The following is a 14,404-nucleotide window of genomic DNA, read 5'->3' as shown; positions in this document are numbered from 1 at the left end:
TTTCAGCCATGCTGAATTTTCCTGATACGTTGTGCATTTAGAATGATAAAGGCCAGTGCAACCGAAGTAAATATTAGTATGGTCTGGAATTCGACACCCATATCCATCAGGCTTCCGAAAATCAACGGGCCAAGAGCCGTACTCATTACCATGAACATGGTGAAAACGCTCCGGATGGTTCCCAGTTTTTCAACGCCAAAGACTTCAGCCAGGACCGCTGATTTTATAGTTCCTGCCATTCCCACGCTTATTCCGGCCAGGATAAGAAAAGTCAGCGCACCAAAAATACTGTCTGAAATCGCAAACGGAATAAGACCTATTGTAAACGGGATAAGATAGATCCGGAACATCTGCTTTCCGGAGTATTTATCGACCAGCACTCCACCAAGAATGGAAAAGACCACCCTGGTTATAGCATATGCAGTAAAAAAGCTGGCATATAGCGATACCGACCAGCCCTTATCTTCAACAACCACATACTGATAGAAGAAAACGGCAGTAATGGTGAAACTCAAGGCGAAACTAACTGGCATAAGTATGAAAAAAACCTTTTTCTTCAACAGGTCTTTATAGTCTTTTAAAAGAGAAAGGGCAGAAGGCTTTTTAGTCAAAGCCAGATCCCTGTCAAAGTGTTTAAGATCCAGAAAATAAAGCCTTAGCAAATATAATAACAGGAAAGCCGCACTTGCCATTGCCGCGATCTCATAATCATACCACAGAATAAGTGTGGAAATGAACAATGGAAAAACAGCCTCGCCAACCGCATAACCAAGTGAAGCTATACTAAGCGCCTTCCCCCGGTCCAGATCATAGTGCCTGGACATTACAGTAAGGCTTATGTGACTCATAAGTCCCTGGCCTGTTAATCTTAATCCCGTAAGCGCGATGATAAGTATAGCGATACTGAGATGGGAGATACCAAGTAAAAAAGATGAAAACGCAAGGCCGGCCAGAGTAAGGGCCGTTATTCGCTTAACCGGTTTATGGTCTACCATATGGCCTATGGAAAGCATGATCACTGATGCAGTTACCGTGGCGACCGCATAGACACTCCCAAAGAGTCCGTTTGAAATTGAGAAAGTCCTGAGGATTTCTGGCACATAAATAGAAATAAGAAATGTCTGCCCGAAGCTGGACAGAAAAGTGAGCACCCATCCAAAGCCTACTTCCTTTCTGTTCTTTTTGAAAAAATTAAATAGTCCGGTCAAATTGAATTTTTAAATCCTGAAAACGAAAAAGAGACCTCAACCAAATCAAGGCTGTGGTCTCTTTAAATTTTAAAACTCAAAGATATAAAACTAAATCTTCCTTATTCCTTTCAGCTTTACAAGGATCTATTATCCGAAAGGTATTTTAGGGATTCTATCAAAACCGGATCTTTATCATTGATAAAATCCTCGAGTTTTTTCTTTACCAGAATGTCAGGCTGTATTCCATAACCAACGAATTCCCGACCATCGGGATAAGTATCCTTCTTGGTACACACCCTTGCCGCAGCTCCTTTTGGTAATTCGAATACGTAAGGCTGGCCGGTGCTGCCAAAACTGGGTTCACCAATGGTAACCATATGCTCCTGATTTTCCACGAAGATCAGGAAATCCTCTGCTGCAGATGCCGTATTATGCCCAAATAGAATGACGATGGGAATAACATAGATCTGTTCAGGTCTTTCGATCTTCCATGGCTGATTATCAAAATCATGGATTAACAGATCTTTAGCTGCAAGATATGTATCCCTGGCTCCCGGATTTCCAATAGTATCCTTTTCCTGAGTCCATCTTCCCCAGGCTTTATATGTAGCAATATGTTTCCTGGTGGAAGATTGCGAACCGTATAAAACAGTGTCCTTCACAAAATATTTGAGAATATTAACCCCAATATCAGTATTACCGCCACCATTATTGCGGAGATCGATGACAATACTCTTTGCTTTAGCTATTTCGGGAATTTTCTCCTCGAACATTTTAACTATAGCTTTATCACCAAAAGAATTCAGCGCAAGGTATGCCGTGGTTTTGTTAAGCCATTTGAATTCCAGTAGTTCACCGGAACCTGTCTCTGGCACCATCTTATCCTCTATAGCTTTTCCCCGGGTCAAAAGAACATTTTTAATCTGTTTTTCCGGAGTACGATATTCGATACCAACCGATGTTCCAATGACGCCCCTAAGCATTCTTGAGACTCCCCAATCCTCAAGAATATGTTCTGCAGAAGTAGATATATAAGGTTTTACATTCTGATCTATATACTTACTGGCTTCAATTCCATCTACAGTCAGGATCTCACTTCCCACAGGGATCTCCTCACTTTTAGATTCATTGATTCCAGCAACGATAGCCTTTCCATCAATATTGGTAAGGTAGATCTTATATTCTCCAAAATCGGTATCGGTCAACTGGTTTCGCACAGCCTCGGGCATATAGATATCCGTATGTCCATCCTTAAGCTTCGCGGAGAATTTCTCCAGTAAACGGTAATATTCATAGTCGTTTTGCGTGTGCTGTACCTCATCAATAAGCTGGATATAATAATCATCCCAGGCCGCTCGATCCACTTTATCCAGATAAACAAAATTATAGTTCACCTCCTGCCAGAAACGGGAAAGTCCATAGACTTTTTCTGCATTGGTAAGCTCAGCTGGCATTTGTGACCACACAAAATTGCCAAAAAGAAAAATTGAAAGAAGTAATTTGTATCTCATGATGGTAGTTTTTTCAATAGACTTCCATCATGAAATTTTGTTACACAGGTTAGGATATTTTCTTAGCTATTATTACAAGATCCCGGATACCCTCTTTATTTACAGGATTTTCCAGGGTATAAATTTTAATGATCCTGAAGCCCTGCTTATCCAGGTTTCTTAAAAGATAATCTGACTCATAATAATTTATATAAAGTTTTTCCTCTGCTGAAGATGAACCCTCATATCCCGATTTTTTGTGATCGGCTTCCATAGTGCTTAAGTAAACTATTCCACCCGGATTAAGCAGCGCAAACATATCTTCGATGAGTTTGATGGTTTCTTTCTGAGATAAATATGGGAGACAAAATCCGCAGAGTATACCATCAAATTTTTGGTTTAACTGGCTTATATCCCTGCAATCCATAGTACGGAATTCTGCTTCAGGATTATTCTGCCTTGCGAGATCGATCATTTTAGAAGCAAGATCTATTCCCAGAATTTTAAGATCGGGGCGCAGAGAAAGCAGGTATTTTGTAAGGTTCCCCGGGCCGCAGCCAATTTCCAGAATTTCAGTCTGCTTACTATTCAAATTTTCACAAAACAGATCAAGGGACTCATGGTATAGACCAACATCCATATATTTATCCTGATATCCTTCAGCATATTTATTGAATATTGCCCTTGTATTCTCTGTTTCTTTCATATTAAGATGGTTCCGGCTAAATTGAAATAAAAAGATATTGAATTTAGCTTGCAAATTTTGGAAAACCATATAAAAAAAGGCTACCCGGGATGGATAGCCTCTTAATGAAAATAAATGAAAACAATAGAGGGTATTAATTTATAGGCAATAATACTGCGTCAATAACATGTATTATTCCATTAGAGGCTGAAACATCGGCCGCAATGATCTGGGCAGTACTTCCTATGGCCATGATCTCGGCGTCTGTATTAACCTGAAATTCTTCTCCAAGAAGAGTGGTGATATACTTATAGTTTCTGGGTGGCACTACGCTGTTTGCAGCTCTTCTACCATCGGTTACATGGTATAAAAGCACATCCAGTACGAGTTCGGCAGGAAGATCGGTAATCTCATCCACTACGGCCTCATCGGTACTTAATGCAGCATACAGAGCTTCAAATGCATCATCGGTAGGGGCAAAAACAGTGTACTGGTCATCATCGCTGCTAAATAGACCTACTAGACCTGTACCAAGTTCGGAGTCCACATAAACAAGAGCAGAAACCAACTCGTCAAATCCACCCTGCTGGGCGATCACAGCAATAGGATCATCACCTTTTTTAGGCGCGGGCTTTTTTCCGTTATCATTTATACCGGTATACAGGTCCATTACCTCATAGATAGCCAGATCAGAGCTATTAGGATCTGTCGGTGAAGGATCATCCTTTTCGCAGGCTGTAAATAGCACCACGGAAAAGAGCAATAAAACAGAGTTTAAAATAATTTTCTTCATAACAACTTTAATTTCAATTAGTTAATTTCCATAAAGATATAACTTTTGATTGTTTTGTTTAATCTTTTAACGTTTTTTTTAAACAAAATACGTTTTTGAATAATCAACCCAATGAAAAAAGAGTTAAGAAAAGAATTTAATCTACTGGGAATGCTTCAACTTACCGGTAAGCTTCCTTTAAAAAGAAAAAAATGAATCCTACCTAGAGTTTAAACTCATCATAAATGCGAGCGACATTAAAGCCCTGCCCTAGTATTTCAGAATATTGCTCACTTTTTACATCAAGTGCCGGATTGGTATGATTCATATGTATAAAGTATATTTTCTTCTTTTCCTCTTCAGGAAAATCTTTGAACAGGCTTATACTTTCTATGATGAACGGATGCGGGATCTCGGAAATATCACGATTATTAATCTCGGCAGCATCATAAAATGTAGCATCCAGAAATGCATAATCTGCCTTCCTTATCTCGGATTTAATATCCCTCTCCCATTTATGCCATTTGTCAATATCGGGGATGAATAAGGCGGTTTTATCCGGGCCTATGATCCTGAAGCCTACAGTTTCTGAATATTCATCACGGTGGGGAACCTTTAGCGGAACCACCTTCAAATCTTGAGAAAGACTTACTTCAATTTGGTTCTGAATGGGAGAAATACTGATATTCCCGCCTGAAACCAACTGACTCCACGGCCCGTTATTTTCAAGGAAGTTTTTCATTTCTGGCATGGCGAAGACCTTTACATCTCTTGCTCCCATAGCTTCCTTCCCCAGATACATAAGCCCGGTATAATGGCCAATATGAGCGTGGGTAAGAAAGATCCCGTCTGGAACTTCCTTTTGTGGGGAGGTACTCATTTGCGCCAGAGCTTTCATTTGGGTGATGATATCTGGCGTAGCTTCAAAAAGATATTTAGCATCATTCGAAGCATCGACTATTCCCAGGGAAACCACTTTCCTGTTTTTATCAGGCTCTTCAAATAAAGCTGCACAACAGCTTTTTTTGCATCCAATATGAGGTGAGCCTCCATCCTGAACGGTTCCCAGGACAATTAAAGAAACTCCGGATCTTTCAGAGTCAGGAATAGTAAAATTCTGGGCGTTAACTTCGCTTGAGATAATTATTAAAAGAATTAGTATCTGGAAAATTTTCATTTTTTTCATTTCTATTGATTGGCCTTAGAGATTGAAAAGCTTTTTGTTGAAGATAAGGATCTATCCTGAACCGAAGGCACCAGGTATTTAACGACCAGAAACACGACTACGGGCACCAGCATAAGCCCAATTAGCGAATACCAGTCATTTATTGCATGGCCTCCATCAGTAAGAACAAGACCTTCTCCCAGTGGGCCGTTTGAAAAAATACTGTTGAAAGTAAAGTTCCACCCCAGATGAAACCCAATAGGCATGGCCATGGATCCTGTCCTGTGGAATGCCAGGGCCCAGGCATAACCCATCATCCCGGTTCCAATAAAAACAATGATCATAGGCATTATATTCCCCAGAATTCCAAATGAGAACCAGTGGTAAATCCCAAAAGCCATTGCCGAAAAAAGAATGGCATTAAAGGCGCCAATTCTTCTTATCAGAATAAAAAGAATTGCTCCACGGAATAATAGTTCTTCAGTGAATACCGATTTAAAATCCCACCAGAACATATTCAGAAGCAGCTCTGCCGTAGCAGACTCATTAAGTTTCCAATGTCCCGCACTTAATAATAATTCAAGATACTGTACCCCAATACACAGGATACCGGTTACAAGGAATCCTATAAGGAACTGCATAGATCTTTTACCGGGGGGCAGGATGCCAAGAGCCAGAAGACTTCTTTTTTCAAACAAATACAAAATCCCCCAGGAAATGGCAAGGCCAAAAAGAATTCCGATCATTTATAATTTTTAAACTCCTTCAGTATGCTTTGAAAAAGGCTCTATAAACTTAAGGAAATAATTGAATAAAAGATTTGAGAGTTATTTAAGCGAAAACTAAATCAGTGTTTTTTCTTACTAGATTTTGCTTTAGGATTAAAATCGAGGCAAAGCCCAGTCCAGTATTCAAGCTCCTCTTCAGTATCAATCCCATCGGGTTCAACAAAAACAAATCCTTTCATTGGTCTTCCGGTAAAATTCATCTCTTTACAGCCTTTCTTCTTAAGGGCTTCCCGATAAATTCCTGGGTCGATTCTCGCCATAAGCTGATCTGCCACAATACCCACACACATTTTATCGTTTACCATAAAGCAGAGACCGCCCATCATTTGCTTCTCTTCAAAAGAAACAGCTTTTTGCTTTAGAATGCGCCTAACCCGATCAGCTAAAAATTCATCATAAGCCATGATCAATCTTTTGAATCAATAATCCTATAATTTGATATTCAATTTAAGAAAAAGCAAGCTTAAATCTCGCCGATCTTAGTTTTATTAATGGCTAATTTGTGACAAATCCGATCAAAAAAAGCGTGATCCTAAATTCGGGGAAATCCTTAAAGTCAGTTCTTTTTTACACCTAATTATGTTAAATCTGGTCAAAAAAGCCCGATTCACAGCTAATGTAGAGGTCATGTAGAGGCGCATATTTTGGAGTCTGACAAGCATACCTATAGTTTTATGCGTTACTAACAATTAAACCCTACTATTATGAACAATTCTACAATAAAAGAGCTAAAAAATTATGCTTTTTTAATTTTACTGATTTTCGGTTTACAGTCACTCACGGCACAGTGTCCTAATATTATCTGGCAGGATGAGTTTGACGGCACCGACCTTGATCTTTTAAAATGGACCTATCAGATCGGGGATGGTTGTGACCAGAATATCTGCGGATGGGGGAACAATGAATTGCAATCCTACCAGGAAGCCAATGTTGAAGTGAGCAATGGCACTCTAAAGATCACGGCCAGAAAGGAACGCATTAGAGGCTCTCAGTACACCTCGGGAAGGATAAATTCCAAAGGGAAAGCCGATTTCACTTATGGAAGGTTCGAAGCCTCTATAAAATTACCTGCAGGCGATGGTTTATGGCCAGCTTTCTGGATGCTGCCCACCGATGAATTTTACGGCACCTGGCCTCAGAGCGGGGAAATAGACATTATGGAGTATGTCGCCTCCAATCCTGATGAGATCCTTGGCTATATACATTATGGAGACCCGTATCCCGATAACCAGTCACAGGGAAATACCTATAAACTCCAGAATGACGTATTCTATAATGAATTTCATGAATTTGCCATTGAGTGGGAACCGGGTGAGATACGATGGTATATGGATGGAATTCTATATTCCACTAAAACCACCCAGGATATCTCACCTGCCAACTGGCCCTTTGATAAGGATTTTCACTTTCTGCTGAATGTTGCGGTTGGCGGAAACCTTGGAGGTGAAGTTAATGACAGCATGCTTCCTGCAACCATGGAAGTAGATTATGTGAGAGTTTATGACGGGTTCAAGCCTTCTATTGATGGCGAATCGGTGGTTTCTAATATGGAGTCGGGCGTCATATATTCTCTTGACAATCTGGCTTCAGGGGTAAATGTCACGTGGAGCGTACCTTCAGGCGCAAGCATAGTTAGCGGCCAGGGAACCGATTCGGTAACTATAGATTTTGGCTCTGAAAGCGGAAGCGTATCGGCTTCTTTTAACGATGGCTGTACCAGTCAATCACTAAGCATGGCTGTAGAAGTAGAGCCACCTTATGTAAAGGCTTTTTCATTTGAGAATTTTGATGATCCTGCCACCGCTACTTTTTCTTCTTCCACCGGAACTTTGACCGAAGTGAATAACCCGGCACCAAATCCTGTAAACAGCAGTGCTCTAAGCGGAAAGTATGTACGTAACAGTGGAGAACAGTATGATCTTATCGTTTACGATGTGACTAATATTACTGATGCTTCAGAATATGTATTAAAGAACAAAAAGTTCTATATAGATGTGTATACCAATGCTCCCATAGGAACTGAAATAATCCTGCAACTGGAAACCGCCGATGCTACTTCTACCAATTATCCCACGGGAAGACATAGCCGATATGTAGCTACGATCAAAGAGAATAACAACTGGCAGAGACTGGAATTCGATCTTATGGATGAACCCGATCCTTCGGCATCAGACGCCGGTGTTCAAAGTATGATCCTGCTATTCAACTCGAACAGCTTTACCGGTGACACCTACTATTATGATAATCTGGATAGCTATAATGCAGATAGCGGTGCTTCAAACCAAAGCCCGGCTGTCTCTGTCACCAATCCTTCAGACGGAGCAAGCTTTAGCACCGGCTCTACCATAAGCATAACTGCAGACGCTTCCGATGCTGACGGAACGGTGGATCTCGTTGAATTCTTTGTGAACGGCAATAGTATTGGATCAGACAATTCTCAACCTTACTCTATCGACTGGCAGGTTCCTGAAGGTTCTTCAAGCATTACTGCGGTGGCTACCGATAATGATAATGCAAGTACGACCTCAGCTAGTGTAAATGTTACAGGAGAAAATACAGGCAGTGCTACCAGTATGTATGTAACTTCAATAACAACCGGTACGGCAGATGCAGGTAAGGGAGCAAAATATGGGACTGCTACCGTCACAGTTATTGATGATCTTGGGAATCCGGTTGAAGGAGCCAGTATATCGGGAACTTTCTCGGGAAGTTTTAGCGAGCAGGCTACGGCGATTACCGGAACCGATGGTACAGCGGTCCTGCAAACCCAGGCTAGTGCAAAAGGAAGTGTAACAGTAGAGCTTTGTGTAGATGCTGTATCACATTCAAGTTTGATCTATGATAGCAGCAGTAATGTAATAACCTGTACGGCTGGTGCTCAAAAAGCCTCTGTTCAGAAAAGTGATGCCACATTATCAAAAGATGGGACTAAAAAAGTAACCACTTTAAACTTCCTTATGTCACCTAACCCGACAAGGAGTGTTGTTGAATTTTCGATGAAAGGCATGGAAGCTCTTAACAAAATAAGTATCTATGATATGAGCGGAAAGCTCATGTTCCAGAGAAAGCTAAGTAACGATACAGGAGAATTCGACATTTCTGACTTTCCTAACGGAATGTATCTGGTAAAAGTAGAGAATAATAAGAACCAGACGAAAACGCTGAGGCTTGTAAAAAGGTAGTTTCTGAAATTTCTAATAAAAACCCAGGCTTTCTAAAAGCCTGGGTTTTACCTATTGTTTTAGATAATTTGAAAATCTTCAAAACTATAATTTCCCTGTTGAAAATGTAGAAATGAATATCGTGTAAAACCAGAGCGGTCTTTAAATGAAAACAGGTTGAACTTAACCTAAGCGCGGGTCATTCAGATTCCACGGAAACTTTATTCCTTCGTGACCTTACATGAAGTTTACCGGTAATTGCCCAGCCTATCCCAAGGCCGATAAGCATTCCCGAAAACATATAAACATCTGAATCTTTAAAGAAATACCCGGTAAGAAAACCTGTGATTATAACCCCTAACCCGATAATGCGAACTTTATTCATGTTCTAAAGTTTAGTGGTCTCAGCTCTCGCAAGCTGCGGAGTAGGGAACGCGGTTAGTAGGCTAAGACTTAGATTTGGCAAGTAAACTTACACATTTTTTAAATTCCAAAAGATATTTCCTACAAAAAAAATATTAATGTAGATTTTCATTTTCAGCTTATTAGAGCTTCAATCCTGTCAAAACAAAGCCCTATTTTGACCATTTTAGTCTATTCAAAAGCCTCCGGATTAGATAGCTTTCTATCCTCGCTTATTTCCCCTTCAATGTTATAATAGGCGACAATTTCCTCAATGAGGCCATCGCGCACATAATACCATTCGCTTACTTCTAGAGAAAAATCATCCTGAATGGCTGTATAACGCACACAGGCCCTCTCTTCTCCATAAAGCTCATCGTGCAATTCAAAACGATGCCCAAGAAATTTATCTTTATTAGTTTCTACCAACTCTATGTATTTATCTTTTCCTGTAATGGTTCCATACGGACTTATATGTGAGAAGTTATCTGATACCGGTAAATTCAGAAAATCACCTTCCTCCCATTTGCTGAACCATTCTTTTATCAAATCCTTTACCCTCACCTTTTAAAGTTAAAACAGCATTCCTTAATGACATTCCCAGCACACAACTTCTGGTTTAAAACCTTCCGGGCATGAAATTTTTACGCAATTAACCGGTGCAGCGCTTATATCATCCTTAGATTCTGAATCAGAACCTTCCCTTGTGGGTAAATAAGGAATAAAATTACCTTCTTTTGTTAACATAAAATTCTTCGCTGTTTTCCATTTAAGAGCCTGTTGCGCAGCAGCCGGATCTTCAGACTCCAGATCTGAAACGACAACTTCATAAGACTTCACCTCTGTCTTCTTTGCCGCTCTCACCTTTTTTGTTACCTGGGCATTCAACCCTGCAGAAGAAATGATCATAAATCCCACTAACAGGATACCAATTCTAATTATTCCAGAAATCTTCATAACATTCACATTTACAATTGATTCACTCATATAAGTTACAGCATTTAGTCCTTATTTCATATTGTTTTATCAATAAATGCCGAAGTTAGCAGTACTGGAAACTAAAGAATTTAAACGGAGCTCCTAAGTTCAATTAGCTTTCCTTTTATGATCTCCAAAAGGAGTTCTATCTTATCAAGATGTGTCCTGTAGATCAGTATTGCAACCCTTATCCAGTAGGTATCATTTATGTTGGTAGAAGACAGGAATACACGCCCGTCCTTTCTTATTTCTTCCAGCAGCCTTCTATTAAAGTCATTTGCCCGGGTTTCATCGTCGGGCACATAACGAAACATGGCGACCGAAAGCTCTGGTTCGGGGCCCACTTCAAAACCTTCAATTTTCTGTATCTCCTGATGAAAATAACGGGCCAGGTATATCTTTTCTTCGAGTGCTGCTCTGAAGGGTTTCAACCCAAACAGTTTTAAAGGCAGCCATAGTCGCATGCCCCTGAAATGCTTGGTAAGTTCAGGAGAGATATCGGCCGGAGAGATCTCTTCATTTTCGGTATGAGTATCCTGCATATAATCTGCCAGGTAATGATGTACCTTTAAAAGCGCTTCTTTATTCTTTACCAGTACTGCTCCTGTTCCGAATGGCAGGAAAAGGGATTTATGAGGATCAAGGGTAATGGAATCAGCTCTTTCTACCCCCTTAAATTTTTCTTTCAGTCCAGGTACGAGTTTGAAGAACCCTCCATAAGCGGCATCAATATGAAACCAGAGTCCGTATTTTTCTGCAATATCGGCTATGGAATTTACCGGGTCTACCGCCCCGGTATTCGTAGTTCCTATCGAAGCATTTATAAAGAAGGGAATAAGACCACTCTCTTTATCCTTTATCATCGCTTTTTCAAGTGCTGTGGCTGACAGCCTCAGGTTTTCATCCATCGGGATATACCTTAAATGCGCTTCAGATAAACCGGCGATACGAATAGCCTTATGTAGGGAATGATGCGCCTGTTCTGATAGATAGATCACGGCATTTTCAAAATCACGGGCCTTAAGCCCCTGGGCTTCACGAGCCGTAACTATAGCGATAAGATTTGCGATAGATCCCCCTGAGGTAAGATTACCTGCAGAATTCTCAGGGAAACCCATAAGCCTGCACATCCACCTGAGCAGCATATTTTCAAGCCTGACCGCCCCGGGAGCGGCAAAGAAAACACCTGCATATCGGTTACTGATAGCGGCCATATAATCCCCCAGTGCAGAAGGATAAAGCCCGCCACCCGGAATATAACCCATATGCCCGCCTGAAGCAGGATTAATGCCGGCATTGTCAATATTGTTTTCTACGGCAGTTATTAGCCTGGTAAGTTCGGTTGGCTCTTCGCTAATATCGAATTCATATATCCCCCTGCCTTTTTCTTCGGAATGATAATAGGCCTTATCTTTTTCAATATCCTTCAGAAAGGAATCTGAGTATTGAAGTACCCGTGAGTTCCATTTTTCTTTTTGCTCCCCGGAAGGGCTTAAAATTCTGGACAAAGCTTCCAGTTCCTTAATTTTTTCAATCATAGATTTAAGACATTCAGCAACAACTTTGATTTTTCTGAACAGGAGGACAGGGGCGTGTTCCGTAAGAACAAAAAACACAACAATCTCCTTCTTTCGGTTTTATTACCTTATTACAATTCTCACATTCATAAAAGAACTGGCAGGCGTTTTCAGGCATTAGCTCTTCCTTTTCATGCCCGCACTCGGGACAAGTGATTTTCGATCTCAATTCAATTTGCATAGTCTTCAATTAGTGATTTTCTACCCGAACTTCAAATACTAGGCCTTGCAACAACCAGCCTTTCCGCCATCTTCAGAATTACAGCTTGATTTGGTTCTACCTGAATCTGAAGAATGACCTGTACAGGAACTATGCAACAAACGGAAGCTAATGCCGATGCCAGTAAGGCAGTAATCATATATTTTCCGGATGACCTCATTCTAAGCTGTTCAAAATTCAGAAATTTTATTTGTTCAGGTTATTAGTCTTCGTAAACGATCTCATATTTTATGCCCTGCAGATCTTTAAAGAACAGGGCGTAATAGCTCTCCCCATGTTGGGGGTAAAATTTGGGCTCATCCACGATCATTGCGCCGGCCGCCTTGATTTCAGGATAGATCCTGTCTACTTCCTCCCGGCTTCCCGCCCTGAAGGCAAGATGATGCAAGGCTCCAGGTTTCCTGCGATGAATGCTCTCTTCTTTGAACACATTCCTTGGTGAGTTTATTCCAAAAGTGAAATTGGGGTGATAATATTCTATCACCTCAAAATCATGTTCTGGTACCCGGCCTTTGGATTTTTTCTGAAGATCAAAACCGAGCACGGGCATGAGCCTGTCATAAAAAGCTTCGGCAGCATTCAGATCTTTCACTGTGATCTGAATATGATCTATTATCGGTTCCATATCCTGATTCGGCTGAAAATTATTTCTTAAACATGGAATTTTTCGATAGCCTGTACATGAGGATAGCCGCTCTTTTAGCCTGACGGGAAACCATATTCAGGTTACCGGTCTCATTTACGGTATGATCATCGGCTCCGCTAAGGCCCAGTCCGTCTACAGCCATTTCAACATGCCCTGCCGTAAAGGAGATGTCGGCAGCCCCGGCGTTTCTCGGATTAACCGCGTACACCTTTCCAAAACCAAGGTCCTCACTGATCTTAGTATAATATTCCAGTAACTTCTTGTTCCCATCAGCAGGAGCAAGAGGAGGGTAACCTCCATCGTCAAAACTAAGTTTCGCTCCGGTTTCCGGGTAGTTTTCAGTGACTATTTTGTTCATTATATCTTTTGCCCTGTCCAGCTGATCCAGGGAAACCGCCCTGATATCACCTCGAACTACAGCCTTCTGCGCCACTACATTGGTTTTTCCAAATGCCGAACCTCCGGTTCCATCTTCTTCCATGTCCACACTGGTGCCGCCCAGGATGAATCCCGGGTTAAAAGTGAGATTTTCCTCTGCCGACAACTGCCTATAGAATTCGTTCAGGATACGCGAAGCCTCATAAATGGCTCCGGTTCCTACCTTATCGGTAAAGATCTGTGAAGAATGGGCCGCGTTTCCGCTTACTTCAAGCTTCCAGCTGGAAGAACCTCTTCTGGAGATCACAATTGTTTCAGGGTTCCCGTCTCCGTTCTCGAAACCAAGGGCAACATCAGCTCTTTTTGCTCCATCTACCAGGTCTTTCTTGGAAAGTTCAATTGGGTCACCACTCTTCTCCTCATCGCCGGTCATTACAATTTCTATTGACATGTCATCCAGCACTCCTGCTTCCTTAAGAGCACGCATGGCAAGTATGATCACCACATCGCCACCTTTCATATCGGCCACTCCCGGTGCCTTCATGATCGAATCATTTTCCATGCTGGAACCCTGAAAAGGACTGTCCAGCTCAAAAACCGTATCCAGGTGGCCTATTAACAGCAATTTTAGTCCAGGTTTACCTTCGTGAGTAGCAACCAAATGTCCGGCCCGGCCAAAGGCTTCTCCCGAGGTGAGCCTTGTTTCAAAACCAAGTTCATCCAATTCCTTCTTAAAGAGTTCGCCTACTTTACGAACTCCTTCAAAGTTCATGGTACCGCTATTAATGTTCACGGCCTTTTCAAGGAGATCCAAAGATTCCTGAGTATGCTTATCTACCGACTTAACGATCTTCTTTTCGGCCTTGTTAAGCTGGGCAAAAGAGAATAATGGAATACTAAAAATTAAAAAGAATAAGGTAGCTTTCACTGATAGTTTCATTGATATGGGTTA

The 14,404-nt window shown here is 41.2% G+C and carries 15 protein-coding genes; 1 reads left to right on the top strand and 14 read right to left on the bottom strand.

Annotated elements, in window-relative coordinates; translation table 11 throughout:
- Positions 1 to 2 precede the first annotated feature (2 nt).
- The 7 genes from NE848_RS04630 to NE848_RS04600 form a co-directional block, all read right to left on the bottom strand.
- Positions 3 to 1,208, bottom strand: a complete 1,206-nt coding sequence (locus tag NE848_RS04630; protein ID WP_252111055.1) for an MFS transporter — start codon at positions 1,206 to 1,208, stop codon at positions 3 to 5.
- A gap of 116 nt (positions 1,209 to 1,324) precedes the next feature.
- Positions 1,325 to 2,701, bottom strand: coding sequence for a S41 family peptidase (locus tag NE848_RS04625; protein ID WP_252111054.1), 1,377 nt, complete (start codon positions 2,699 to 2,701; stop codon positions 1,325 to 1,327).
- A 49-nt stretch (positions 2,702 to 2,750) separates the two neighbouring features.
- On the bottom strand, positions 2,751 to 3,386 hold the full coding sequence (locus tag NE848_RS04620) for a class I SAM-dependent methyltransferase (RefSeq protein WP_252111053.1): 636 nt from the start codon (positions 3,384 to 3,386) through the stop codon (positions 2,751 to 2,753).
- Positions 3,387 to 3,519: 133 nt separating this feature from the next.
- Entirely contained in the window at positions 3,520 to 4,158 is a 639-nt protein-coding gene (locus NE848_RS04615; RefSeq protein ID WP_252111052.1) for a fasciclin domain-containing protein, read from the bottom strand.
- Between the two features lie 202 nt (positions 4,159 to 4,360).
- Positions 4,361 to 5,323, bottom strand: a complete 963-nt coding sequence (locus NE848_RS04610; protein WP_252111051.1) for an MBL fold metallo-hydrolase — start codon at positions 5,321 to 5,323, stop codon at positions 4,361 to 4,363.
- Between the two features lie 2 nt (positions 5,324 to 5,325).
- Complete coding sequence (locus tag NE848_RS04605; RefSeq protein WP_252111050.1) at positions 5,326 to 6,048, bottom strand: CPBP family intramembrane glutamic endopeptidase; 723 nt, start codon at positions 6,046 to 6,048, stop codon at positions 5,326 to 5,328.
- Between the two features lie 101 nt (positions 6,049 to 6,149).
- On the bottom strand, positions 6,150 to 6,494 hold the full coding sequence (locus tag NE848_RS04600; RefSeq protein ID WP_252111049.1) for a TfoX/Sxy family protein: 345 nt from the start codon (positions 6,492 to 6,494) through the stop codon (positions 6,150 to 6,152).
- Positions 6,495 to 6,794: 300 nt separating this feature from the next.
- On the opposite strand from NE848_RS04600, the gene NE848_RS04595 reads away from it, so the two are divergent.
- Positions 6,795 to 9,272, top strand: coding sequence for a family 16 glycosylhydrolase (locus tag NE848_RS04595; protein WP_252111048.1), 2,478 nt, complete (start codon positions 6,795 to 6,797; stop codon positions 9,270 to 9,272).
- 178 nt (positions 9,273 to 9,450) lie between these two features.
- Here NE848_RS04595 and NE848_RS04590 read toward each other — a convergent pair whose 3' ends face one another.
- From NE848_RS04590 to NE848_RS04560, 7 genes are all read right to left on the bottom strand, one after another.
- Positions 9,451 to 9,636, bottom strand: coding sequence for a hypothetical protein (locus NE848_RS04590; protein WP_252111047.1), 186 nt, complete (start codon positions 9,634 to 9,636; stop codon positions 9,451 to 9,453).
- Between the two features lie 209 nt (positions 9,637 to 9,845).
- The gene (locus NE848_RS04585; protein ID WP_252111046.1) at positions 9,846 to 10,217 is read right to left on the bottom strand and encodes a nuclear transport factor 2 family protein; all 372 of its coding nucleotides are present in this window, start codon (positions 10,215 to 10,217) and stop codon (positions 9,846 to 9,848) included.
- A gap of 24 nt (positions 10,218 to 10,241) precedes the next feature.
- The gene (locus NE848_RS04580) at positions 10,242 to 10,640 is read right to left on the bottom strand and encodes a hypothetical protein (protein ID WP_252111045.1); all 399 of its coding nucleotides are present in this window, start codon (positions 10,638 to 10,640) and stop codon (positions 10,242 to 10,244) included.
- 80 nt (positions 10,641 to 10,720) lie between these two features.
- The gene (locus NE848_RS04575) at positions 10,721 to 12,169 is read right to left on the bottom strand and encodes a pyridoxal phosphate-dependent decarboxylase family protein (RefSeq protein WP_252111044.1); all 1,449 of its coding nucleotides are present in this window, start codon (positions 12,167 to 12,169) and stop codon (positions 10,721 to 10,723) included.
- Positions 12,170 to 12,182: 13 nt separating this feature from the next.
- On the bottom strand, positions 12,183 to 12,389 hold the full coding sequence (locus NE848_RS04570; protein WP_252111043.1) for a GDCCVxC domain-containing (seleno)protein: 207 nt from the start codon (positions 12,387 to 12,389) through the stop codon (positions 12,183 to 12,185).
- Positions 12,390 to 12,630: 241 nt separating this feature from the next.
- Complete coding sequence (locus NE848_RS04565) at positions 12,631 to 13,053, bottom strand: VOC family protein (RefSeq protein WP_252111042.1); 423 nt, start codon at positions 13,051 to 13,053, stop codon at positions 12,631 to 12,633.
- Between the two features lie 19 nt (positions 13,054 to 13,072).
- The gene (locus tag NE848_RS04560; RefSeq protein WP_252111041.1) at positions 13,073 to 14,392 is read right to left on the bottom strand and encodes a M20/M25/M40 family metallo-hydrolase; all 1,320 of its coding nucleotides are present in this window, start codon (positions 14,390 to 14,392) and stop codon (positions 13,073 to 13,075) included.
- Between the last annotated feature and the right edge of the window lie 12 nt (positions 14,393 to 14,404).

It is taken from the genome of Gramella jeungdoensis, from assembly GCF_023805255.1.
In the GTDB taxonomy this organism is placed as follows: Bacteria; Bacteroidota; Bacteroidia; order Flavobacteriales; family Flavobacteriaceae; genus Christiangramia; species Christiangramia jeungdoensis.
Note: the sequence above shows the minus strand (reverse complement) of the source record. Positions and strands in the feature narration are given on the sequence as shown.